This is a genomic window from Xylophilus sp. (assembly GCA_009914555.1).
Lineage (GTDB): Bacteria > Pseudomonadota > Gammaproteobacteria > Burkholderiales > Burkholderiaceae_C > WNDY01.
This window is the reverse complement of the sequence record WNDY01000049.1, coordinates 1-23814: the sequence shown is the minus strand read 5'-3', so window position 1 is coordinate 23814 and position 23814 is coordinate 1. Positions and strand designations below refer to the sequence as shown.

21 protein-coding genes and 1 pseudogene are annotated in these 23814 nt (G+C 70.1%); 18 read left to right on the top strand and 4 right to left on the bottom strand.

Translation table 11 applies throughout. The features are described 5' to 3' along the window. Nucleotides 1-156: 156 nt before the first annotated feature. A complete protein-coding gene (locus GAK38_RS18185) occupies nt 157-351 on the top strand; it encodes a zinc-binding dehydrogenase (RefSeq protein ID WP_325346380.1) in 195 nt (64 codons plus the stop codon). Between the two features lie 60 nt (nt 352-411). Here GAK38_RS18185 and GAK38_RS18180 read toward each other — a convergent pair whose 3' ends face one another. After that, on the bottom strand, nt 412-1227 hold the full coding sequence (locus GAK38_RS18180) for a pseudouridine synthase (RefSeq protein ID WP_443089242.1): 816 nt from the start codon (nt 1225-1227) through the stop codon (nt 412-414). 96 nt (nt 1228-1323) lie between these two features. Here GAK38_RS18180 and GAK38_RS18175 point away from each other — a divergent pair, with 96 nt between their 5' ends. Then, complete coding sequence (locus GAK38_RS18175) at nt 1324-2646, top strand: chloride channel protein (RefSeq protein WP_325346379.1); 1323 nt, start codon at nt 1324-1326, stop codon at nt 2644-2646. 3 nt (nt 2647-2649) lie between these two features. Here the strand turns inward: GAK38_RS18175 and GAK38_RS18170 are convergent, their stop codons facing one another. Together GAK38_RS18170 and GAK38_RS18165 are read right to left on the bottom strand one after the other, a co-directional pair. Continuing rightward, entirely contained in the window at nt 2650-2955 is a 306-nt protein-coding gene (locus GAK38_RS18170) for a hypothetical protein (RefSeq protein ID WP_325346378.1), read from the bottom strand. A 14-nt stretch (nt 2956-2969) separates the two neighbouring features. Continuing rightward, nucleotides 2970-3668, bottom strand: a complete 699-nt coding sequence (locus tag GAK38_RS18165; RefSeq protein ID WP_325346377.1) for a Crp/Fnr family transcriptional regulator — start codon at nt 3666-3668, stop codon at nt 2970-2972. A 187-nt stretch (nt 3669-3855) separates the two neighbouring features. On the opposite strand from GAK38_RS18165, the gene GAK38_RS18160 reads away from it, so the two are divergent. From GAK38_RS18160 to GAK38_RS18120, 9 genes are all read left to right on the top strand, one after another. Further along, the gene (locus GAK38_RS18160) at nt 3856-5796 is read left to right on the top strand and encodes an AMP-dependent synthetase/ligase (RefSeq protein ID WP_325346376.1); all 1941 of its coding nucleotides are present in this window, start codon (nt 3856-3858) and stop codon (nt 5794-5796) included. Continuing rightward, entirely contained in the window at nt 5793-6659 is an 867-nt protein-coding gene (locus tag GAK38_RS18155; RefSeq protein ID WP_443089241.1) for an ABC transporter ATP-binding protein, read from the top strand. Before GAK38_RS18160 ends, GAK38_RS18155 begins: the two co-directional genes overlap by 4 nt. Before the next feature lies 1 nt (nt 6660). After that, entirely contained in the window at nt 6661-7590 is a 930-nt protein-coding gene (locus tag GAK38_RS18150; RefSeq protein WP_325346375.1) for a branched-chain amino acid ABC transporter permease, read from the top strand. Between the two features lie 9 nt (nt 7591-7599). Then, complete coding sequence (locus tag GAK38_RS18145; RefSeq protein ID WP_325346374.1) at nt 7600-8664, top strand: branched-chain amino acid ABC transporter permease; 1065 nt, start codon at nt 7600-7602, stop codon at nt 8662-8664. A 31-nt stretch (nt 8665-8695) separates the two neighbouring features. Then, the gene (locus tag GAK38_RS18140) at nt 8696-9997 is read left to right on the top strand and encodes an ABC transporter substrate-binding protein (protein WP_325346373.1); all 1302 of its coding nucleotides are present in this window, start codon (nt 8696-8698) and stop codon (nt 9995-9997) included. Between the two features lie 166 nt (nt 9998-10163). Then, nucleotides 10164-10994, top strand: coding sequence for an ABC transporter ATP-binding protein (locus GAK38_RS18135; protein WP_325346372.1), 831 nt, complete (start codon nt 10164-10166; stop codon nt 10992-10994). Continuing rightward, nucleotides 10991-12250, top strand: a complete 1260-nt coding sequence (locus GAK38_RS18130) for a phenylacetate--CoA ligase family protein (protein WP_325346371.1) — start codon at nt 10991-10993, stop codon at nt 12248-12250. Before GAK38_RS18135 ends, GAK38_RS18130 begins: the two co-directional genes overlap by 4 nt. A gap of 235 nt (nt 12251-12485) precedes the next feature. Then, a complete protein-coding gene (locus tag GAK38_RS18125; protein WP_325346370.1) occupies nt 12486-13466 on the top strand; it encodes a tripartite tricarboxylate transporter substrate-binding protein in 981 nt (326 codons plus the stop codon). A 184-nt stretch (nt 13467-13650) separates the two neighbouring features. Next, nucleotides 13651-14673: a Bug family tripartite tricarboxylate transporter substrate binding protein gene (locus GAK38_RS18120; protein ID WP_325346369.1), complete on the top strand. Its 1023-nt coding sequence runs from the start codon at nt 13651-13653 to the stop codon at nt 14671-14673. Nucleotides 14674-14679: 6 nt separating this feature from the next. Here GAK38_RS18120 and GAK38_RS18115 read toward each other — a convergent pair whose 3' ends face one another. Further along, entirely contained in the window at nt 14680-15594 is a 915-nt protein-coding gene (locus tag GAK38_RS18115; RefSeq protein WP_325346368.1) for a LysR family transcriptional regulator, read from the bottom strand. A gap of 110 nt (nt 15595-15704) precedes the next feature. Between GAK38_RS18115 and GAK38_RS18110 the strand changes: the two genes are divergently transcribed. The 7 genes and pseudogenes from GAK38_RS18110 to GAK38_RS18080 all read left to right on the top strand — a co-directional run. Further along, nucleotides 15705-17822, top strand: coding sequence for a 3-hydroxyacyl-CoA dehydrogenase NAD-binding domain-containing protein (locus tag GAK38_RS18110; protein ID WP_325346367.1), 2118 nt, complete (start codon nt 15705-15707; stop codon nt 17820-17822). Continuing rightward, complete coding sequence (locus GAK38_RS18105; RefSeq protein WP_325346366.1) at nt 17823-19019, top strand: acetyl-CoA C-acyltransferase; 1197 nt, start codon at nt 17823-17825, stop codon at nt 19017-19019. Nucleotides 19020-19034: 15 nt separating this feature from the next. Next, complete coding sequence (locus GAK38_RS18100; RefSeq protein ID WP_325346365.1) at nt 19035-20231, top strand: acyl-CoA dehydrogenase family protein; 1197 nt, start codon at nt 19035-19037, stop codon at nt 20229-20231. Between the two features lie 16 nt (nt 20232-20247). Further along, complete coding sequence (locus GAK38_RS18095) at nt 20248-21384, top strand: acyl-CoA dehydrogenase family protein (RefSeq protein WP_325346364.1); 1137 nt, start codon at nt 20248-20250, stop codon at nt 21382-21384. Nucleotides 21385-21427: 43 nt separating this feature from the next. Next, on the top strand, nt 21428-22663 hold the full coding sequence (locus GAK38_RS18090; protein WP_325346363.1) for a CaiB/BaiF CoA transferase family protein: 1236 nt from the start codon (nt 21428-21430) through the stop codon (nt 22661-22663). A gap of 28 nt (nt 22664-22691) precedes the next feature. Then, entirely contained in the window at nt 22692-23660 is a 969-nt protein-coding gene (locus GAK38_RS18085) for a tripartite tricarboxylate transporter substrate binding protein (protein ID WP_325346362.1), read from the top strand. 26 nt (nt 23661-23686) lie between these two features. Then, a pseudogene (locus GAK38_RS18080) lies at nt 23687-23814 on the top strand (electron transfer flavoprotein subunit beta/FixA family protein); the annotation flags it as partial.

Below are 23814 nucleotides of genomic sequence, written 5' to 3'. Positions count from 1 at the left end.
CTCGACGGCGGCGACGAAGGTTTCGATGCCCTGCAGGCGGTCGGCGTCGGTGCGCATGATTGGCGAAATCTGCACGCCAGCTTGGCGCATGAGATGCGCCACCGGCGCGAATCACGCGCCAATAGCATGGCCTCCTTGTTGTCCAAGGAGTGATCCATGCCCCTGCCCACCACCCTCCACCGCTGGCAGCTGGACCACACGCGGGCTCTCGGCGATCTGGTGCGGGCGGTCGATGCGACCGGGCTGCAGCCGGCCGTGGCCGCGACCTATGGCTGGGACGAGGTGCCGCAGGCCTTCGACCACCTGGCCCGCGACACGTTCGGCAAGGTCGTGGTCCGCGTGCAGGACTGAATACCCACTGGAGGTACCATGCCCAAGCCGGCGTAACTGGCCGATATCCAGCCCATACTCCTAGAAGCGCTCGTCCGGCCCCAGGTAGCGCCACTGCCCGGCCGGCAGGTTGCCGAGCACCACGCCGCCCATGCGGATGCGCTTCAAGCCGACGACGCGCAGGCCGACCTGCTCGCACATGCGGCGGATCTGGCGCTTCCTGCCTTCGGTCAGCACGAAGCGCAGCTGCTCGGGGTTCTGCCAGTCCACGCGGGCCGGCTTGAGCGGCCTGCCGTCGAGCGACAGGCCGTGGCGCAGCCGCGCCAGCTGCCCGTGCGGGAAGGCGGCCTGCACGTTCTCGGCCACGTCGCCGTACTGCACGCGCACCAGGTATTCCTTCTCGGTCGTGCCGTCCTCGCCGATCAGCGTGCGGGCCACGCGGCCGTCCTGCGTGAGCACCAGCAGGCCCACCGAGTCGATGTCGAGCCGCCCGGCCGGCGCCAGGCCGCGCAGCTGCTGCGGCGCAAAGCGGATGCGGCTCGGGTCCTCGCGCCAATGGTTGGCCGGCGTGATCAGCGTGACGGCCGGCTGGTGGCCGTCCTCGGCCTGGCCGCTGACATAGCCGACCGGCTTGTTGAGCAGGATGGTGACCTGCTGCGCCTGCTGCCCGCGGGCGCGCGGATCGACCTCGATGCGGTCGCCGGGGCCGACCTTCACGCCCATTTCGGCCGGCCGGCCGTTGACCCGCACCCAGCCCTGGGCGATCCAGTCGTCGGCCTCGCGGCGCGAGCACAGGCCCAGTTCGGCCATGCGCTTGTTCAGGCGCGAGAGTCCGTCGCCGGCGGCGGAAGGCGGAGGAGCGGCGCGGCGGAAGCGCGGCGGCGGAAAGTGGGTCATAGAGGCGTGGATTCTAGGAGTGCGGGACGCCGGAGCGTCCGGCAGCGCCGGCGGGCACAATGGCCGGCCTTGCGCCAACCGCCGGAGCCTCCACCGATGCAGCACCACGACCACAACGTCTTTCAGAACCTGCGGCGCGAGCTGGCGGACGGCCGGCGCTGGGTGGACCGCAGCATCGTGCTGGCCTATGCGGCCGCGGCCGGCCTCTGCGTGGTCTGCTTCACCCTGCTGGCCGAGCGCGCGTTCGCGCTGTTCGGCCGCGTCTATGCCTGGCATGGCGGCTGGGTCGTGCTGGCGTGGATGCCGGCTGTGACCACGGCGGTCGTCTGGGCCACGCGGCGCTGGGCGCCGGGCGCGGGCGGCGCGGGCATTCCGCAGGTGGTCGCCGCGCTGGAGGCGCCGCCGGCCGAGCCGCGCGGGCGCCTGGTCTCGCTGCGGCTGTCGCTGGCCAAGATCGTGCTGACCAGCGGCAGCTTCCTGGCCGGCCTGTCGGTGGGCCGCGAAGGGCCGTCGGTGCAGGTGGCCGCCGGCGTGATGCACCATGCGCGGCGCTGGTTCGGCCCGCAGTCGGGCATCTCGGCCCACGCGCTGCTCGTGGCCGGCGGCGCGGCCGGCATCGCCGCGGCCTTCAACGCGCCGCTGGCCGGCGTGGTGTTCGCGGTGGAGGAGCTGTCGCGCAAGCTGGAGTCGCGCTCCAGCGGGCTGATCATCGCGGCCATCGTGCTGGCCGGCCTGATGGGCGTATCGGCCTTCGGCAACCTGGCGTACTTCGGCCGCATCCAGGTGCCGCACCTGGGCTGGGCCACGCTGCTGCCGGGGCTGTGCGTGACGCTGGCCTGCGGTGTGCTGGGCGGCGTGTTCGCGCGGCTGCTGGCCGCGTCGGTGCTGGGCCGCATGGGCCGCCTCGGACAATGGCGCGCCCGCTTCCCGATCCGCTTCGCCGTCCTCGGCGCACTGGTGGTCGCGCTGATCGGCGTGCTGTCCGGCGGCGCCACGTTCGGGGCCGGCGTCGAAGGGATACGCCACCTGGTCGCCGGCGAGGGCGACGTGCCGAGTTTCTACGTGGTGCTGAAGTTTGTCGCCACCTGGCTCTCGGTCTGGGTGGGCGCCCCCGGAGGCATCTTTGCACCGTCGCTGGCCATCGGCGCCGGCGTGGGGCACGACGTGGCGCTGGCGCTGGGCTCGCCCGCGCACGTCGCGCTGATCGCGATGGGCATGGCGGCTTTCCTGGCCGCGGTGACCCAGGCACCGATGACCTCCTTCATCATCGTCATGGAGATGGTGGACGGCCATGCGATGGTGCTGAGCCTGATGGCCGCGGCCATGCTGGCCAGCCTGATCTCGCGCCTGCTGGCACAGCCGCTGTACGAGACGCTGGCGGCCTCCATGCTGCCGGCAGCGCCGCCGGCCAAGGGCTGAAGTTCAAACGCCGAAGCGCTCGCGCAGCGCGCCGCAGAACGCGGGCGTGCCGACGATGACCAGCTGTGCCGTGAACCAGCCGCCCTCGTCGTCGCGCCAGGACAGGTCGGCGTCCCAGTCGCCGCCCTCGTCGAGCGGCGCCCGACCGCCGGGGAAGGCGGCGGCGGCCCAGTCGAGCACCGTCGCCACCTCGGCGCGCAGTGCCTCGGCCTGGGCCGGGCGCACCGAGGCGAGCGCATCGAAGCTGCCGGCGCCATCGGCGTCCTCGCTGTAGTCGAAGTCCAGGTAGTCGAGCGTGGAAGAACGCATGGCGCCGATTGTCACTACTGCCGGCGCAGCCCCGGCAGGTCGATCACGCGCAGGCCGCCGTATTCCACCTTGATCAGCCCACGCTGCTGCAAGGCAGCCAGCGCCTCGTTGACCCGCTGGCGCGACAGGCCCACGAGGTAGGCCAGCTCCTGCTGCGTGATGCGCAGCAGCGGCCCCACGCCCGGGTGCAGCACCGGGTTAAACAGCGCGGCCAGGCTGTGGGCCACCTGCGCCTCGGGGTCGTGCATGCGGTCGATCTCGCGGGCGGCGATGAACTGGCCGAGCCGCTCGTTGAGCTGGTTCATCACGAAGCGGTTGAAGCCGATGGATTGGTCGAGCAGCCAGTGGAAGTCCTCCACCGGCAACCCAGCCACCACGCTGGCGCGCAGCGCCTGCACGTCGTAGCGGTAGGGCTCGCGCTTCAACACCGTGCCCTCGCCGAACCAGCCGCCGGGCGGCAGGCCGGCATAGGTGACGGCGCTGCCGTCCTGCTGGGTGCGCACCATCTTGAGCAGGCCCTCGACCACACCGAACCAGTAGGTCACCGGCCGGCCGACGCGGCACAGCAGGTCGCCGGGCAGCGCGTCGCCGACGACGATGGCGGCTTCGGCGCGCGGGCGGACCGCATCGTCGAGCACGCCGAGCCAGGGCACGCCGCGCAGTTCCTGCGGCGTGGGCGGGCGGCGGCGGGCATGCAGGGGGAGCTCCGTCATGGCGGCAGAGCGTGCCGAAAGATGGGCGGCCCCGCCTGCGGGAAAGCCCGGGGAAGGAACAACCCGCAAATTGTCAACGGCACGACAACACGGCGTCAAAGCACTGCCTACATTGCGGTCACCGGCCCGCCCAGAGGGCCACGGCGGCACCTATGCCACCGATGACAACAACCAGGAGACGGACCGCATGCAGAGCACCTTTCCCCGCCTGCTGCTCCGGCACGCCCAGCAGCGCCCCGGTGCGCCCGCGCTGCGCGAGAAGGAGTACGGCATCTGGCAGACGCTGCGCTGGCGCGACCTGGCCGCGCTGGTGGAGCAGCTCGCCTGCGGCCTGCAGCGCGCGGGCCTTGCGCGCGGCGAGCACCTGGTCGTGATCGGCGCCAACCGGCCGCGGCTCTACGCCGCCATGCTCGCGGCCCAGTCGCTCGGTGCGATCGCCGTGCCGCTCTACCAGGATGCGGCCGCGGCCGAATGCGTGTTCCCGCTCACCCATGCCGAGGTGCGCTTCGCCGTCGTCGAGGACCAGGAGCAGCTCGACAAGCTGCTGGAGATCCGCAGCGACTGCCCGCTGCTCGCGCGCATCTGGTACGACGACCCGCGCGGCCTGCGCCACTACGGCGAGCCCGGCGTGGCCGCGCTCGACGACCTGCAGGCCGAGGGCGCCCAGGCGCTGCAGCCGGGCTGGTTCGCGCAGCAGGTCGAGGCCACGCAGCCCGGGGATGTGGCCGCGATGTTCTTCACCTCGGGCACCACCGGCCGGCCCAAGGGCGTGGTGCACACCCATGCCAGCTTGCTCGACCGGGCCGAGGCCGGCGCCGAGTTCGACCGGCTGACCACGCGCGAGGAAGTGCTGGCCTACCTGCCGCCCGCGTGGATCGGCCAGAACATCTTCAGCTACGCCCAGTGGCTGGCCTGCGGCTACGTGGTCAACTGCCCCGAGGACGGCAGCACGGTGATGATCGACCTCAAGGAGGTCGGCCCGACCTACTACTTCGCGCCGCCGCGCGTGTTCGAGGCACTGCTGACCAGCGTGACCATCCGCATGGAGGATGCGGGCGCGCTCAAGCGCACGATGTTCCGCGCCTGCATGGCCCTGGCCCGGCGCGTGGGCCCGGCGCTGCGCGACGGCCAGGCCGTGGGTGCGCTCGACCGGCTCAAGTACGCGATCGGCGACTGGCTGGTCTACGGCCCGCTGCGCAACAACCTGGGCTTCTCGCGGGTGCGCGTAGCCTACACCGCGGGCGAGGCGATCGGGCCGGACCTCTTTTCCTTCTACCGCTCCATCGGCATCAACCTCAAGCAGCTCTACGGCTCCACCGAGACCGCCGTGTTCGTCTGCCTGCAGCCCGACGACGCGGCCCGCGCCGACACCGTGGGCCTGCCGATCCGCGGCGTGGAGATCAGGCTGGCCGACAACGGCGAGGTGCTGGTCAAGTCCAGCGGGCTGCTGAAGGGCTATTACAAGAACCCCGAGGCCACGGCCGAGGTGCTGACGGCCGACGGCTGGTACCGCACGAGCGACGCCGGCTTCCTCGACGCCAGCGGCCACCTCAAGATCATCGACCGCGTCAAGGACGTGGGCCGGCTGGCCGGCGGTCCGCACGACGGTGCGATGTTCGCGCCCAAGTACGTGGAGAACAAGCTCAAGTTCTTCCCGCACATCAAGGAAGCCGTGGCCTTCGGCGACGGCCGCGACCGGGTCTGCGCGATGCTCAACATCGACTTCGACGCGGTCGGCAACTGGGCCGAGCGGCGCAACCTGCCCTATGCCGGCTACCCCGACCTGGCCGGCAAGCCCGAGGTCTATGCGCTGATGCGCGAATGCGTCGAACAGGTCAATGCCGACCTCGCGGCCGATGCGCAGCTCGCCGGCTGCCAGATCCACCGCTTTCTCGTGCTGCACAAGGAACTCGACGCCGACGACGGCGAACTCACCCGCACCCACAAGGTCCGCCGCGGCTTCATCGCCGAGAAGTACGCGCCGCTGGTCGACGCGCTCTATGCCGGCCGCAGCGAGCAGTTCATCGAAACGAAGGTCACCTTCGAGGACGGCCGCAGCGGCAGCGTGAGCGCCACGCTGCGCATCGACGACGCGAAAGTCTTTCCCATGCTCAAGGAGGCCGCATGAACGCCCTGGCCGCAGCCAGATTCCAGGCGGTGGCCGAGCCGCCGCCCGCGTCCGCCACAGCGCATGCGAGTGCGCCCCTGGCCGCGCCGCGCACCGGCGAGGTGATCCTCGACGTGCGCAACATCTCGCTGTCGTTCGGCGGCGTGAAGGCGCTGACCGACATCAGCTTCGACGTGCGCGAGCACGAGATCCGCTCGATCATCGGCCCCAACGGCGCCGGCAAGAGCTCGATGCTCAACTGCATCAACGGCGTCTACCAGCCGCAGCAGGGCCAGATCACCTTCCGCGGCCGGACGTTCCGGCACATGAACAGCCGCCAGGTGGCCGAGATGGGCGTGGCGCGCACGTTCCAGAATCTCGCGCTCTTCAAGGGCATGAGCGTGGTCGACAACATCATGACCGGCCGCAACCTGCGCATGCGCACGAACCTGCTGCTGCAGGCGCTGCGCATCGGCCCGGCGCTGGCCGAGGAGGTGCGGCACCGCGCGCAGGTCGAACGCATCATCGACTTCCTGGAGATCCAGGCCTGGCGCAAGGCGCCGGTCGGCCAGCTGCCCTATGGCCTGCAGAAGCGCGTGGACCTGGGCCGGGCACTCGCGATGGAACCCCAGGTGCTGCTGCTCGACGAGCCGATGGCCGGCATGAACGTGGAGGAGAAGCAGGACATGTGCCGCTTCATCCTCGACGTGAACGCCGAGTTCGGCACCACGATCGTGCTGATCGAGCACGACATGGGCGTGGTGATGGACATCAGCGACCGCGTGGTCGTGCTGGACTACGGCAGGAAGATCGGCGACGGCACGCCGGCCGAGGTCCGTGCCAACCCCGACGTGATCAAAGCCTACCTGGGCGGAGGGCATTGAGGTGGGCTTCTTCCTCGAAACCGTGTTCGGCGGCCTGATGGTCGGCATGCTCTATGCGCTGGTGGCGCTGGGCTTCGTGCTGATCTTCAAGGCTTCCGGCGTCTTCAACTTCGCGCAGGGTGCGATGGTGCTGTTCGCGGCCTTGGCGATGGCGCGCTTCGCCGAATGGTTTCCGCAGTGGTTCGGCTTTTCCGATCCGCTGCTGGCCAACCTGCTGGCCTTCATTGCGGCGGTGGCCAGCATGGTCGCGGTGGCCTGGCTGGTGGAGCGGCTGGCGCTGCGCCGGCTGGTCAACCAGGAGGGCGTGACGCTGCTGATGGCCACGCTGGGCATCAGCTACTTCCTCGACGGCGCGGACCAGCTGCTGTTCGGCAGCGCGGCCTACAAGATCGACGTGGGCATGCCCAAGGACCCGTTGATCGTGCTGGAGAACGTGTTCGACGGCGGTCTGCTGCTGAGCAAGGAAGATCTCTATGCCGCGCTGATCGCCGCGCTCCTGGTCGCCACGCTCTCCCTCTTCTTCCAGAAGACCCGCACCGGCCGCGCGCTGCGCGCCGTGGCCGACGACCACCAGGCCGCGCAGTCCATCGGCATTCCGCTGTCGCGCATCTGGGTGATCGTCTGGTCGGTCGGCGGCTTCGTCGCGCTGGTGGCCGGCGTGATCTGGGGCAGCAAGCTCGGCGTGCAGTTCTCGATCTCGCTGGTCGCGCTCAAGGCCTTCCCGGTCGTGATCCTGGGCGGCCTCACCTCGGTGCCCGGCGCCATCGTCGGCGGCCTGCTGATCGGCGTGGGCGAGAAGCTCTCCGAGATCTACCTCGGGCCGCTCGTGGGCGGCGGCATCGAGAACTGGTTCGCCTATGTGCTGGCGCTGGGCTTCCTGCTGGTACGGCCGCAAGGTCTCTTCGGAGACAAGATCATCGACCGCGTGTAAGGGACTGCCATGTTCTACCGGGAAAACGGCCAGTTCAAGACCAGCTACCGCGCCGACCTCGCGCTGTTCCCGGTGGCGCAGGACCGCTGGGCCATGGTGGCGGCCATCGCGTTCGCCTTCGCCGTGGTGCCGGCCTTCGCGAGCGACTATGCGCTGCGCGCGGTGCTGATCCCGTTCCTGATCCTCGCGCTCGCCGCGATCGGGCTCAACATCCTCGTGGGCTACTGCGGCCAGATATCGCTGGGCAGCGGCGCCTTCATGGCCGTGGGCGCCTACGCGGCCTACAACCTGCAGGCGCGCATCGAGGGGGTGCCGCTGCCGCTCGCGCTGCTCGGCGGCGGGCTCGCGGCCACGGTCTGCGGTGTGCTGTTCGGCCTGCCGTCGCTGCGCATCCGCGGGCTCTACCTGGCGGTCGCCACGCTGGCCGCGCAGTTCTTCGTGGACTGGTTCACCAACCGCGTGAAGTGGGTGACCAACGATTCGTCCTCCGGCTCGGTCAGCGTCGGCACGCTGGACCTCTTCGGCCATGCGCTGCAGACGCCGGCGCAGAAGTACCTGCTGTGCCTGGCGCTCGTGGCCCTGTTCGCGCTGGCGGCCAAGAACCTGGTGCGCGGCGCCATCGGCCGCGAATGGATGGCCATGCGCGACATGGACGTGGCCGCCAGCGTGATCGGCATCCGCCCGGTATACGCCAAGCTCAGCGCGTTCGCGGTCAGCAGCTTCATTATCGGCGTGGCCGGTGCGCTCTGGGGCTTCGTGCACCTGGGCTCATGGGAGCCGGCGGCCTTCGGCATCGACAAGTCGTTCCAGCTGCTGTTCATGATCATCATCGGCGGCCTGGGCTCGGTCGCCGGCAGCTTCTTCGGCGCGGCCTTCATCGTGCTGCTGCCGCTGTTCCTGAACTACGTGCCGCACTGGCTGGGCCTGCCGCTGTCGACCGCGGCGGCTTCGCACATCAAGCACATGGTGTTCGGCGCGCTGATCGTCTTCTTCCTCATCGTGGAGCCGCACGGACTGGCGCGGCTCTGGTCCACCGCGCGCCAGAAGCTGCGCCTGTGGCCGTTCCCGCACTGACCCGACCGCATCCCAACCCAGGAGACACGCCATGCACCGCATCCGCACCCTCATCGCGCTCGGCGCCGCCGCCGCGGCCGCGCTCTCGGTCCAGGCCCAGCCGGCCGAGCAGTTCATCCCGCTGCTGGTCTACCGCACCGGCCAGTTCGCGCCGCTGGGCATCCCGTGGGCCGACGGCAAGCAGGACTACCTCAAGCTGGTCAACGCGCGCGACGGCGGCGTCAATGGCGTGAAGCTCACCTATGAGGAGTGCGAAACGGCCTACGACGCGGCCAAGGGCGTGGAATGCTATGAGCGGCTCAAAAGCAAGGGCGGCGGCGCCTCGGGCTTCGACACGCAGTCGACCGGCATCACCTTCGCCGTGACCGACAAGGCGTTCGTCGACAAGGTGCCGGTCGAAACGCCGGGCTACGGCCTGTCGCAGTCGGTCGACGGCACGGTGTTCCAGTGGAACTTCCCGCTGCTCGGCACCTACTGGACCGCGGCCGACGTGATGCTGCAGGACATCGCCAAGAAGGAAAAGGGCAGCCTGAAGGGCAAGAAGATCGCCTTGGTCTACCACGACAGCCCCTACGGCAAGGAGCCGATCCCACTGCTCAACAAGCGCGCGGAGGCCGAGGGCTTCACGGTGAGCCTGTTCCCGGTCACGCCGCCCGGGGTGGAGCAGAAATCCACCTGGCTGCAGATCCGCCAGCAGCGGCCCGACTACGTGCTGTTCTGGTCGGCCGGCGTGATGACGCCCGCCGGCATCCGCGAGGCCCAGGCCAGCGGCTATCCGCGCGAGAAGATCTACGGCATCTGGTGGGCCGGCTCCGACCACGACGTGAAGGACATCGGCGCCGGCGCCAAGGGCTACAACGCCATCACCATCCACAACAGCGCGGCCCGCGACAAGGTGCACGACGAGATCAGGAAGTACGTGTACGACAAGGGCCAGGGCACCGGCCCGGCCGGCGGCGTCGGCGCGATCGCGTATACGCGCGGCGTGATGATTTCGATGCTGCAGGTCGAAGCGATCCGCGCCGCGCAGGAGAAGTACGGCAAGGGCAAGACGCTCACGCCCGAGCAGGTGCGCTGGGGCTTCGAGAACCTGAACCTCACAGCCGAGCGGCTGAAGGCGCTGGGCTTCGGCGAGGTGATGCGGCCGGTCAGGACCTCGTGCCAGAACCACCTGGGCGACGACTGGGCGCGCATCGTGCAGTGGGACGGCAGCAAGTGGGAGATCAAGAGCGACTGGTACCAGGCCGACAAGACCCACATCGCGCCGCTGGTCAAGGAGTACGCGGCGAAGTACGCCAAGGACAAGAACGTCACCCCGCGAACCTGCAGTTGACATCCCCCCGAGCGGCTTCGCCGCTCCCCCCTTCTCTCTGCGCGCTGACGCGCTGCGGGAAGGGGGGCGAAGCCGGTGCGGCGGGGCGGCCCTTGCACGGCTTCTGCTGGCCTGGGCCGCGCCAGTTCCGAGCGTCGTGGCACGCCTGCATGCCAAGGAAAATCACATGACCACTGCGACAGATTCGACACCGCCACTGCTCGACGTCAACGGCATCGAGGTGATCTACCACCACGTGATCCTCGTGCTCAAGGGCGTCTCGCTGGCGGTGCCCGAGGGCGCGATCGTCGCGCTGCTCGGCGGCAACGGCGCCGGCAAGACGACCACGCTGCGCGCGATCTCCAATCTGCTCGAAAGCGAGCGCGGCGAGGTCACCAAGGGCAGCATCCGGCTGCGCGGCGAGCGCATCGAGCGCCTCTCGCCGGCCGCGCTGGTGGACCGCGGCGTGGTGCAGGTGATGGAGGGCCGCCACTGCTTCGCCCACCTCACGATCGAGGAGAACCTGCTGACCGGCGCCTACACCCGCGCGCGCGGCGAGGTTGCCGCGAACCTGGAGAAGGTCTACACCTACTTCCCGCGCCTGAAGACGCGGCGCGCGAGCCAGGCCGCCTACACCTCGGGCGGCGAGCAGCAGATGTGCGCCATCGGCCGCGCGCTGATGGCCCACCCCAAGCTGGTGCTGCTCGACGAGCCGTCGATGGGCCTGGCGCCGCAGATCGTGGAGGAAGTCTTCGCCATCGTGAAGGACCTCAACGCCCGCGAGCGCGTGACCTTCCTGCTGGCCGAGCAGAACACCGCGATGGCGCTGCGCCATGCCGATCACGGCTACATCCTCGAATCCGGCCGCGTGGTGATGGACGGCACGGCCGCCGGGCTGGCGGGCAACGAGGACGTGAAGGAGTTCTACCTCGGCATGGGCCACGCCGGGGACGAGCACGCGCGCAAGAGCTTCCGCGACGTCAAGAGCTACCGGCGCCGGAAAAGGTGGCTTGCATGACCGACGTCTACGACGACCTCGAACTGCGCAGCCCCGGCAACCGCGAGGCCGCGCTGCTGGCCGCGCTGCCGGCGCAGATCGCCCATGCGCAGGCCCGTGCGCCGGCCTTCGCCCGCATCCTGCAGGGCGTGGATGCGCAGGCGGTGCGCGACCGCGCGGCCCTGGCCACATTGCCGGTGATCCGCAAGCACGAACTGCTGGCCTTGCAGCAGACGGCGCGCGGCGCCGGCACCGGCGATGCGTTCGGCGGCTTCAGCGCCGTGGGCCGGGGCGCGGCGATGCCGCGCGTGTTCGCGAGCCCCGGGCCGATCTACGAGCCCGAGGGCGCGCGGCCCGACTACTGGCGCATGGCGCGCGCGCTCCATGCGGCCGGCTTCCGGCGCGGGCACCTCGCGCACGTGAGCTTCCGCTACCACTTCACGCCCGCCGGCGCGATGATGGAAAGCGGCGCCCATGCGCTGGGCTGCAGCGTGTTCCCGGCCGGCGTCGGCCAGACCGAGCAGCAGCTGGCCGCGCTGGCCGCGCTGGGCGCGGACGGCTACGTCGGCACACCGAGCTTCTTGAAGATCCTCCTCGACAAGGCCGCCGAGCAGGGCCTGGCGCTGCCGAAGCTGGTGCGGGCGCTGGTCTCGGGCGAGGCCTTTCCGCCATCGCTGCGCGACGCGCTGGCCGCGCGCGGCGTGCAGGCCTGCCAGTGCTACGCCACGGCCGACCTGGGCCTGATCGCCTACGAGACCGCGGCGCGCGAAGGGCTGGTGCTCGACGAGCAGGTGCTGCTGGAGATCGTACGCCCCGGCACCGGCGAGCCGGTGCCCGACGGCGAGGTCGGCGAGGTCGTCGTCACCACCTTCAACCCGGACTATCCGCTGGTGCGCTTCGGCACCGGCGACCTGTCGGCCGTGCTGCCCGGGCTCTGTCCCACCGGCCGCACCAACGTGCGCATCCGCGGCTGGATGGGCCGCGCCGACCAGACGACCAAGGTGCGCGGCATGTTCGTGCACCCGGGCCAGGTGGCCGACGTGGTGCGGCGCTTTCCCGAGATCGGCCGCGCGCGGCTCGTGGTCAGCGGCGAAGTCGCCAGCGACCGCATGCTGCTGCGGGTGGAGGTGCCCGCGGGCATGGCGCCGGGCCTGGAGGAGCGGCTCGCGCTCGCGCTGCGCGAGGTCACCAAGCTGCGCGGCGAAGTCGAGCGGGTGACGCCCGGCAGCCTTCCCAACGACGGCAAGATCATCGAGGACGCACGCAGCTACGCTTGAATATACTCCGCCCAGGACCATGCCCTGGCGGGCATAGCCCGCCCGCAGTGGGAACATAACCCAGGGGGTATCTAAAAATATCCCGATCGGGCAGCAGCACCGGGTTTTCACCGAGGCACCTCGTCAGCCATTTGTCGGGATGCGGCCACTATCATTTTTCTTTGGTCTGCGGCTTCCGGCGTCCGGAGGGCCGCACGCGGCGGGCCTTGTCGATCACTTCCCGAGGAGCAGAGAGATGAAGAAACTGTTGGCACTGGCCATCGCAGCGGCGACCGCATTCGGCGCGCAGGCGGCCGACTTCCCGGCCAAGGACCGCCCGATCACGCTGATCGTGCCGTTCGCCGCCGGCGGACCGACCGACCGCGTGGCCCGCGACCTGGCCGAGGCCCTGCGCAAGCCGCTGGGCGGCGCCAGCGTGGTGATCCACAACGCGGCCGGCGCCGGCAGCACCATTGGCATCGCCAAGGCCGCCCGCGCGCAGCCCGACGGCTACACGCTGCTGCTCACGCACATCGGCATCGCCACCGCGCCGGCGCTCTACCGCAAGCTGCCGTTCAACGTGGAAAAAGACTTCGAGTACCTCGGCATCATCAACGACGTGCCGATGACGCTGATTGCCAAGCCTTCCCTGCCGGTCAACAACTACAAGGAACTGTCGGCCTGGATCGCGCAGAACAAGGGCAAGATCAACCTCGGCAACGCCGGCCTGGGCTCGGCCTCGCACCTTTGCGGCCTGCTCTACCAGAGCGCGCTCAAGCAGGAGTTCACGACCGTGCCGTACAAGGGCACGGCGCCCGCCATCACCGACCTGATCGGCGGCCAGATCGACCTGCTGTGCGACCAGACGACCAACACCTCGCCGCAGATCGAGGGCAAGAAGGTCAAGGCGTTCGCGGTCACGACCAGGCAGCGCCTGGCCACCCCGCTCTACAAGGATCTGCCCACGCTCGACGAGGCTGGCCTCAAGGGCTTCGAGGTCACGATCTGGCACGGCCTGTACGCCCCCAAGGGCACGCCGCCGGCGGTGCTCAAGACGCTCAACGACGCGCTCAAGGTCGCGCTGAAGGACCCGGAGTTCATCAAGAAGGAAGAGGGCCTGGGCGCCGTGGTCGCCCACGACAAGCGCGTGGAGCCGGCCGAGCACAAGAAGTTCGTCCAGTCCGAGATCGCCAAGTGGGGTCCGATCATCAAGGCTGCCGGCGTGTACGCCGACTAGCCTTTCGATCATCCCCCCGAGCGGCTGTGCCGCTCCCACGCCATGCACGCTAAAGCGCCGGCCCTGCCGGCGCTTTTTCTTTGGGCATGCGCAGCGCGGGTTATCCACCTTCCTGCGCTGCGCCCGGCATCGCTACAACGGTGGCGGTCTGACGTTTTCGAAGATCACCACGGAGACAAGCCGCATGCCCTCATCCGATTTTTCGCGCACCCGCCGCCGCACCCTGCTCGGCGCCCTCGCCGCCACCGCGCTGTCCGGCCTCACGGCGGCGCAGGCCGAGACCGCCTCCTGGCCCGCCAAGCCGGTGCGCATCGTCGTGCCGTTCACACCCGGCGGCACCACCGACATCATCGCCCGCGCGGTCGCACCTGAGCTCACCAAGGCCTTCGGCCAGCCGTTCATCGTGGACAACCGGGCCGGCGCCGGCGGCAACCTGGGCGCCGAGATCGTGGCCCGCGCGCCGGCCGACGGCTACACGCTGCTGATGGGCACCGTCGGCACGCACGGCATCAACCGCGCGCTCTACGGCCGCCTGCCGTTCGACCCGATCAAGGACTTCGCGCCCGTCACGCTGGTGGCCGCCGTGCCCAACGTGATGGAGATGAACACCGAGAAGGCCCGCACGCTCGGCATCAACTCGGTGCAGGACTTCATCCGCGTGGCCAAGGAGCGGCCGGGCCGGCTCAACATGGCGTCGAGCGGCAACGGCACCTCGATCCACCTCGCGGGCGAACTCTTCAAGACGATGACCGGCACCTACATGGTCCACTTCCCGTACCGCGGCTCGGCGCCGGCGCTGCTCGACATGGTGGGCGGCAACATGGACGTGATGTTCGACAACCTGCCCTCGTCGATGCAGCAGATCAAGGCCGGCAAGCTCAAGGCGCTGGCAGTCACCAGCGCCCAGCGCTCGCCCGCGCTGCCCGACGTGCCGACGGTGGAAGAAGCCGGCGGCCCGGCACTCAAGGGCTACGAGGCGAGTTCGTGGTTCGGCCTGCTCGCGCCGGCCGGCACGCCGCCCGAGATCGTCGCGCGCATCCAGCAGGAGGTGGCGAAGTCGCTGTCGACGCCGGCGATCAAGGAAAAGCTTCAGGCCCAGGGCGCGATACCGAGCGGCAACACGCCCGCGGCCTTCGCGCAGCTCATCGACAGCGAGCACCGCAAGTGGGCCGCGGTGGTGAAGGCCTCGGGCGCCAAGGTGGACTGATGCGATTCAGTCTTCCGCGTCCGCCCGGCGGGCCGCCCGCTCCAGCAGGAAGTCGATGCAGGTGCGCACGGCCCGGGTCTGGCGGCGGTTGGGCAGGTACAGCAGGTACATGTGGGTGCCGAAGATGCTGAGGCGCCAGTCGTGCAGCGTCGCCTGCACCTCGCCGCTCGACAGCTCCTCCTGCACCACGTAGTCGGGTACCAGGCCCACGCCGAGGCCCGCGAGGATGCCCTGGCGCAGGAAGGGAAAGTGCTCGGAAATCAGCGTAGGCTCCAGCAGGATCTCCTCGCGCTCGCCGTTCCGGTAGGCCGCCAGGCGCAGCTGGCGCCCCGTCACGCCGGCGGTGATGAGCGGGCTGCCGCGCAGGTCCTGCGGCGTCTGCGGCAGGCCATTGCGCGCGGCATAGCCGCGGGACGCGCAGGCCACGTAGCGCACCGGCCCCAGGCTGCGCGCCACCACCGACGGCGGCGGCTCGGGCATCACGCGGATGGCGATGTCGACCTCGTCGCGCAGGTTGTCGGCCCGGTTCTCGAACAGCACATCGAGCACGATGCCCGGGTAGAGCTGCTTGAAGTCGATGAGCCAGGCTCCCATGACGATCTGGCCGTAGCCGCTGGGCACGCTCACGCCCACGCGGCCGCGCAGGTCCTGCCCGAGCGAGGCGATGGTCTCGCGCACCGACTGCATCTCGTCGAGGAGGGTGCGGCCGTGCTCGTAGAGCCGCAGCCCGACCTCGGTGGGCTCGACGCGGCGCGTGGTGCGGTGCACCAGCTGCAGCCCCACCGACTTCTCCAGCCGCGCGAGGTGGTAGCTCACGTTGGCGCGCGTCATCCGCAGCCGGCGCGCGGCCTGGCTGAGGTTGCCGCTGTCGATGATCTCCACCAGCAGCGTCAGTGAGCGTAGATCGAGGGAATCGTCCAATTCTGTTTGACAGTCTGTCAATGGGCGGTGGGATTGTAAAGAGTCCTTGTCGCCGCAAGAATGGACTGTGGCCGGCGCCTGCGCGCCGCCGATTCCGGAGACATGCACCCATGAGCGAATCCACTCCCGATACCGTCGTCCGCACCCGCCGCGACGGCCCTGTGCTGGTCGTCGCCATCGACCATCCGCCGGTCAACGCGCTCGGCCAGGCCGTGCGCGCCGGCCTGCTCGCCGCCATCGAACAGGCCGGCGCCGACGCTGCCGTGCAGGCGTTGCTCATCGTCGGCGCGGGCCGCACCTTCATCGCGGGCGCCGACATCCGCGAGTTCGGCAAGCCGCCGCAGCCGCCGGCGCTGCCTGACGTCTGCAACCGCATCGAGGCCTCCGGCAAGATCGTCATCGCCGCGATCCACGGCCCCGCGCTCGGCGGCGGCCTCGAGGTGGCGCTGTCGGCCCACTACCGCCTGGCGTTGCCGGGCGCGCGGCTGGGCCTGCCCGAAGTGCACCTGGGCCTGCTGCCCGGCGCCGGCGGCACCCAGCGCGCGCCGCGCCTGATGGGCGTGAAAGCTGCGGCCGAGCTCATGCTCAGCGGCAGGCACCTGTCGGCCCAGGACGCGCTGGCCGCCGGCCTGGTGGACCGGCTGGCCGACGGCGCCGACGCCACGGCCGCCGGCATCGCCTTTGCCAGCGAACTGCTGGCCGCGCAGACGCCGGTGCGCCGCACGCGCGACATCGCCATCGCCGACCGAGCCGCAGCACTCGCCGCGCTCGACGCCCTGGCTGCGGAGACCGCCAGGCAGAGCCGCGGCCTGTTCTCGCCGCTGCGGATCGTCGACGCCGTGCGCGCCGCCGTCGAGCTGCCGTTCGACGCAGGCCTCGCGCGCGAGCGGGCGCTGTTCGTCGAATGCCTCGACAGCCCGCAGCGCGCTGGGCTGGTCCATGCGTTCTTCGCCGAGCGCGAGGTCGCCAAGATCCCCGAGGCCAGGGCGGCCGCACCGCGCCGCGTCGAGCGCATCGCGGTGGTCGGCGGCGGCACCATGGGCGCGGGCATCGCCGTGGCCGCGCTCGACGCCGGGCTGCCGGTGACCATGGTCGAGCGCGACGCCGAATCGATCGCGCGCGGCCGGGCCAATGTCGCGAAGGTCTACGACGGCCTCGTCGCCAAGGGCCGCCTCACGGCCGACGGCAAGGCGGCCGTGCTGGCGCGCTACACGCCCAGCACGTCCTACGACGACGTGCGCGACGCCGACCTCGTGATCGAGGCGGTGTTCGAGGACATCGAGGTCAAGAAGGCCGTCTTCCGCGAGCTCGACGGGGTCGCGAAGCCCGGCGCGGTGCTCGCCACCAACACCTCGTACCTCGACATCGACGCGATCGCCGCAGCCACCGCGCGGCCGCAGGACGTGATCGGCCTGCACTTCTTCAGCCCGGCCCACATCATGAAGCTGCTGGAGATCGTGGTGCCGGCCAAGGTGGGCGCCGACGTGGTGGCCACGGCCTTCGAATTCGCCAGGCGGCTCAGGAAGACGCCCGTGCGCGCGGGCGTCTGCGACGGCTTCATCGGCAACCGCATCCTGGCGGTGTACAAGCAGGCGGCCGACCATCTCATGGAAGACGGTGCCAGCCCCTACGAGATCGACGAGGCGGTGCGCGGCTTCGGCTTCGCCATGGGGCCGTTCCAGGTGACCGACCTGGCCGGCGGCGACATCGGCTGGGCCACGCGCAAGCGCCGCGCGGCCACGCGCGATCCGAAGGCGCGCTACGTGGAGATCGCCGACCGCATCTGCGAGCGCGGCTGGTTCGGCCAGAAGACCGGCCGCGGCTTCTATCTCTACCCGAACGGCGCGCGCACCGGTCAGCCCGACCCCGAGGTGCTCGCCATCGTGGACGCCGAGCGTGCGAAGAAAGGCATCGTGCCGCGCCGCTTTTCGGCCGACGAGATCGTGCGCCGCTACATGGCCGCGATGGTCAACGAAGGCGCCCGGGTGCTGGAGGAAGGCATCGCGCTGCGTCCGCTCGACATCGACGTGACCTTTCTCTCGGGCTACGGCTTCCCGCGCTGGCGCGGCGGCCCCATGAAGTGGGCCGACATGCAGGGGCTCGACAAGGTGCTGGCCGACATCCGTGCATTCGCACAGGAAGACCCACTGTTCTGGCAGCCCGCGCCGCTGCTCGAAAAGCTCGTAGCCGAGGGCCGCAGCTTCGACCGCCTGAACCGGAGCGCCTGAATGCGCGAAGCCGTCATCGTCTCCACCGCCCGCACGCCGCTGGCCAAGTCGCATCGCGGCGAATTCAACGTCACGCCGGCCGCGCAGCTCGCGGCCTTCTCGGTCACCGCGGCCGTCGAGCGCTCGGGCGTCCATCCGGCGCTGGTCGAGGACCTGGTCCTCGGCTGCGGCAATCCCGACGGTTTCCAGGGCCGCAACCTGGGCCGCCAAGTGGTGCTGCGCGCCGGACTGCCGCTGGACATCGCCGGCGCCACCGTCGCGCGCTACTGCGCCTCGGGCCTGCAGTCCATTGCCATCGCGGCCGGGCGCATCGTGGCCGAGGGTGTGGACGCGATGATCGCCGGCGGCGTGGAGACCATCTCGGGCATCCGCCCCGGCAACAACCTGCCCACCGATCTGGACCCGTGGCTGGTCGAGCACCACCCTGCGCTGTTCATGGCCATGATCGATACCGCCGACGTCGTCGCCCACCGCTACGGCATCGCGCGCGAGGACCAGGACGCCTTCGCGCTGCGAAGCCAGCAGCGTACCGCCGCCGCGCAGGCGGCCGGCGTCTTCGCCGACGAGATCGTGCCCTGCGCCACCCGCATGGCCGAGCAAGACAAGGAGACCGGCGAGGTCACGCTGCGCGACGTGGTCGCCACGCGCGACAACTGCAACCGCCCGTCCACCACGCTCGACGGGCTGGCGCAGCTCGCACCCGTCAAGGGCCCGGGCCAGTTCGTCACCGCGGGCAACGCATCGCAGCTGTCCGACGGCTCCAGCGCCTGCGTGCTGGTCGAGTCCAAGGTGGCCGAGCGCCTGGGCCTCGCGCCGCTCGGTGCGTTGCGCGGCTTCGCCGTGGCCGGCTGCGAGCCCGACGAGATGGGCATCGGGCCGGTGTTCGCCGTGCCCCGCCTCCTGAAGCGCCACGGCCTCACGGTCGACGACATCGACCTCTGGGAGCTCAACAAAGCCTTCGCCTCGCAGGCGCTGTACTGCCAGCGCCGGCTCGGCATCCCCAACGAACGTCTGAACGTCAACGGCGGCGCCATCGCCATCGGCCATCCGTTCGGCATGACCGGCGCGCGCCTGGCGGGCCACATCCTGCTCGAAGGCCGGCGCCGCAAGGCCCGCGGCGAGCGGATGCGATGGGGCGTGGTGACGATGTGCATCGCCGGCGGCATGGGCGCGGCCGGCCTGTTCGAGATCTTCTGAAAGAGAACCCTACCCATGGATCTGCAATTCACTCCCCGGGAGCAGGCCTTCCGCGACGAGGTGCGCGCCTTCCTGCGCGAGAAGCTGCCCGCGCGTATCGCCCACAAGGTCCAGGCCGGCCGGCGGCTGACCAAGCAGGACCAGGAGGCATGGCATGCCATCCTCAACGAACGCGGCTGGCTGGCCAACCACTGGCCCGCGGAATACGGCGGCCCGGGCTGGAGCCCGGTCGAGAAGTTCATCTTCGACACCGAATGCGCGCTGGCCGGCGGCCCGCGCATCGTGCCCTTCGGCGTGAACATGCTGGGGCCGGTGCTCATCAAGTACGGCAGCGAGGCGCAGAAGAAGCACTGGCTGCCGCGCATCCTGAGCGGCGCCGACTGGTGGTGCCAGGGCTATTCGGAGCCCGGCGCGGGCTCGGACCTCGCCTCGGTCAAGACCACGGCGGTACGCGAAGGCGACCACTACGTCGTCAACGGCCAGAAGACCTGGACCACCCAGGGCCAGCATGCCAACATGATCTTCTGCCTGGTGCGCACCAACCGCGAGGCCAAGGCGCAGTCGGGCATCAGCTTTTTGCTGGTCGACATGGCCTCGCCCGGCGTGGAGGTGCGCCCGATCCGCACGCTCGACGGCGACCACGAGGTCAACGAGGTGTTCTTCACCGACGTGAAGGTGCCGGCCGAGAACCTCGTGGGCGAGGAGAACAAAGGTTGGACCTATGCCAAGTACCTGCTGACTTACGAGCGCACCGGCATCGCGGGCGTGGGCTTCTGCGTGGCGGCGCTGGCCAAGCTCCAGACCGTGGCCGCGCGCGTGACGAAAAACGGCCGTCCGCTGGCCGAGGACCCGCTGTTCGCCGCGCGCGTCGCCCGCGTCGAGATCGACCTGGAAAACATGAAGACCACCAACCTGCGCGTGATCGCCGCCGTGGCCGGCGGCGGCGTGCCGGGCGCGGAGAGCTCGATGCTCAAGATCCGCAGCACCGAGATCCGGCAGGAGATCCTCTCGCTGATCCGCCGCGCCGTGGGGCCTTATGCCGCGCCGTTCGTCGAGGCGGCGCAGCACGAGGGCTCCGGCGAAGCGCCGCTCGGCGACGAGGCGGCCGCCACCGCCGCGGCCCAGTACTTCAACTACCGCAAGCTGTCGATCTTCGGCGGCTCCAACGAGATCCAGAAGAACATCATCTCCAAGACCATTCTTGGTCTGTGAACGGAGAGGACCCGACATGAACTTCGTGCACACCGAAGACCGCCGCATGCTGGCGGACAGCCTGAACCGCTTCGTCGCCGAGCAGTACGGCATCGAGACCCGCAACCGGCTCGCCTACGGCGCCGAGGGCCACAGCCCCGCGCTGTATGCACGGTTCGCCGAACTCGGCGCCATCGGCGCGCTGTTTCCCGAGCAGGCCGGCGGCTTCGGCGGCGAGGGCTTCGACGTCGCCGTGGTGTTCGAAAGCCTGGGCCGCGGCCTCGTGGCCGAGCCGCTGCTCGGCGCGCTGGCCGTCGGCCGGGCGCTGGTGGAGGCCGGCAGCGCCGCGCAGCAGGAACGGCTCGCCGACATCGTCGACGGCAGCACCGTCGCGGCGCTCGCGCACGACGAGCCGGGCAGCCACTACGAACTGGCCGACGTCGCCGCCACCGCCGCGCGCAGCGGCGACGGCTGGACCATCGACGGCGCCAAGGCGGCGGTTGCCTTCGGCGAGCAGGCCGATCTGCTGCTGGTGTCGGCACGCACCGCGGGCAGCCAGTGCGACGAAGCCGGCATCAGCCTGTTCCTCGTCGACGGCGAGACGGCCGGGATCGCGCGACGCGGCTACGGCCGCATCGACGGCGGCCGCGCGGCCGAACTTGCGTTCTCCCAGGTGCAGGTCGGCGCCGGGGCGCTGCTCGGCCGCGAAGGCGAAGGGCGCGCGCTGCTGGAGCGCATCAGCGGCTATGCCGTGCTCGCGCTGTGCGCCGAAAGCCTCGGCGCGATGGACGTGGCCAAGGACCAGACGCTCGACTACCTGCGCACGCGCCGCCAGTTCGGCGTGCCGATCGGCAGCTTCCAGGCGCTGCAGCACCGCATGGCCGACCTGCTGCTGGAGGTGGAGCAGGCCCGCTCGGCCGTCATCAACGCGGCCGCGGCCATCGACGGGGCGGACCGCGTGGCGCGCGAGAAGGCGCTGTCGGCCGCCAAGTTCAGCATCGGCCGCATCGGCACGCTGGTGGCCGAGGAGAGCATCCAGCTGCACGGCGGCATCGGCATGACCTGGGAGCTGCCGCTGTCGCACTATGCCAAGCGCCTCGTGATGATCGATCACCAGTTCGGCGACGAGGACCACCACCTCGCACGCTACATTGCGCTCGGCCGCGAAGAATGACGCCACGGCCGCATCGGGCGGCACGGCGAGGAGACAGACAACCATGACCCACCCATCCGAGGGCGGCGACGCCATCGACTTTCCGCTCGAAGGCGTGCGCGTGCTCGACCTCTCGCGCGTGTTCGCCGGCCCGCTGTGCGGCCAGGTGCTGGCCGACTTCGGTGCCGAGGTCGTCAAGGTCGAACACCCGGGCCGCGGCGACGACACGCGCGACTGGGGCCTGCGCATCGGCAGGACCGAGACGACCTACTACAACAGCATGAACCGCAGCAAGCGGTCCGTCACGATCGACCTGCAGACGCCCGAAGGCGTGAAGATCGTGCACGACCTGCTGCCGCAGTTCGACGTGGTCATCCACAACTTCAAAACCGGCGGCGCCGAGAAGCTGGGCCTGGGCTACGAGCAGCTCAAGGCGATCAAGCCTGCGCTGGTCTACTGCGCCGTGGCCGGCTACGACACCCGCGGCCCCGAGGCCGCGCGCCCCGGCTACGACCTCGTGATCCAGGGCGAGGCCGGCCTCATGGCGCTCAACGGCGAGGCAGACACGCCGCCGCTGAAGTTCGGCGTGGCCGTCGTGGACCTGATGACCGGCATGTATGCCGCGCAGGCCGTGCTCGCCGCGCTGTTCCGCCGCGAACGCACCGGCCGGGGCCGACTCATCGAGATGGCGCTGTACGACTGCGGCCTGATGATCACCGGCTACTATGGCCTCGACGCCCTCAAGCTCGGCCACGATCCGGCGCGCTACGGCAACGCCCATCCGTCCATCGTGCCCTACGGCATGTACGAGTCGGCCGACGGCCCGCTGATCATCGCCGTGGGCAACAACGCGCAGTTCGACAAGTTCTGCCGCCAGGTCATCGAGCGGCCCGACATCGTGGAGGATCCGCGCTTCTGCACCAACGTGGAGCGGGCGAAGAACCGCCGCGAACTCGGCCCGCTGCTCGCCGCGCTGATCCGCACCTTCCCGCGCGCGCTGCTGCTGGAACGCCTCGCGGCCGCCGGCATTCCCTGCGGCCAGGTGGCCGGCCTGCACGAGGCCCTGACCAGCGAGCGCACGCGCCGCGGCGGGCTGGTGCAGGACATGCCGCATCCCCTGGTCGGCACCACGCCGGTGTTCGCGCCGCCCTACCGCCTGGACGGCCGGCGCCTGCCGATCCGCAACGCGCCGCCGACGCTCGGCGAAGGCACGCGCGAGGTGCTGCAGCGCCTGCTGTCCCTCGACGATGCGCAGCTGCAAGCACTGCAGGCCCAGGGCGTGTTGAGCCTGCCCTCTTGACTATCCATACCAACTCCAGGAGACAGACATGCAGACCTCTCTTCGGCGCCGCAGCCTGCTGGCGGCGGTTGCCGCGCTCGGCGCGGGCACGCCCGCATGGGCGCAGGAGTACCCGAGTCGGCCCATCACCCTGATCGTGCCCTTCCCGGCCGGCGGCCCCACCGACCGCCACCTGCGCACGCTGGCGGACATCGCGGGCAAGCACCTGGGCCAGCCCATCGTCGTCGACAACAAGCCCGGGGCCGGAGGTACCCTGGGACCGGGCACCATGGCACGCACTGCACGGCCCGACGGCTACACCGTCACCCAGTTCCCCATGTCCATGCTGCGCATGGCGCACATGCAGAAGACGGCATGGAACCCGCTGACCGACTTCACCTACATCATCGGCCTCTCGGGCTATACGTTCGGCGTGGCGGTCCGGGCGGACTCGCCCTACCGCAGTTTCAGCGACTACATCGCCGCCGCGCGCAAGAACCCGGGCAGGATCGACTACGGCTCCACCGGCATCGGCTCGTCGCCACACCTGCTGATGGAGGAGCTGGCAGAGAACGCCAAGGTCACGCTCAACCACGTGCCGTTCAAGGGCGACGCCGATCTCCAGCAGGCGCTGCTGGGCGGCCACCTGGCCGCGGAGAGCGGCGCATCCGGCTGGGAAGCCTATGTGGACAGCGGCCAGATGCGTCTGCTCGTCACCTTCGGCGAAAAGCGCACACCGCGCTGGCACGGCGTGCCCACGGCCCAGGAACTGGGCTACGGCGTGGTCTCGGTCTCGCCCTACGGCCTGGCCGGCCCCAAGGGCATGGACCCGGCCGTTGTCCAGAAACTGCACGACGCCTTCAAGAAGGCGATGGACGATCCGCGCCATGTGGAGGTGCTCCGGCAGCTCAACCAAGATGCGTGGTATCGCTCGGGCGCGGACTATGCACGGTGGGCCAGGGAAGCGTATGCCAAGGACAAGGTGCTGATCGAGCGCCTGGGTCTGGCCGCCAAATAGGCATTCATCAGCAGCAAAGGCAGAACATGAAGATCCTGGTTCCCGTCAAGCGAGTGGTCGACAAAGACATCAAGGTGCGCGTCAAGAGCGACGGCAGCGGCGTGGAGACGGCCAACGTCAAGCACAGCCTCAACCCGTTCGACGAAATCGCGAT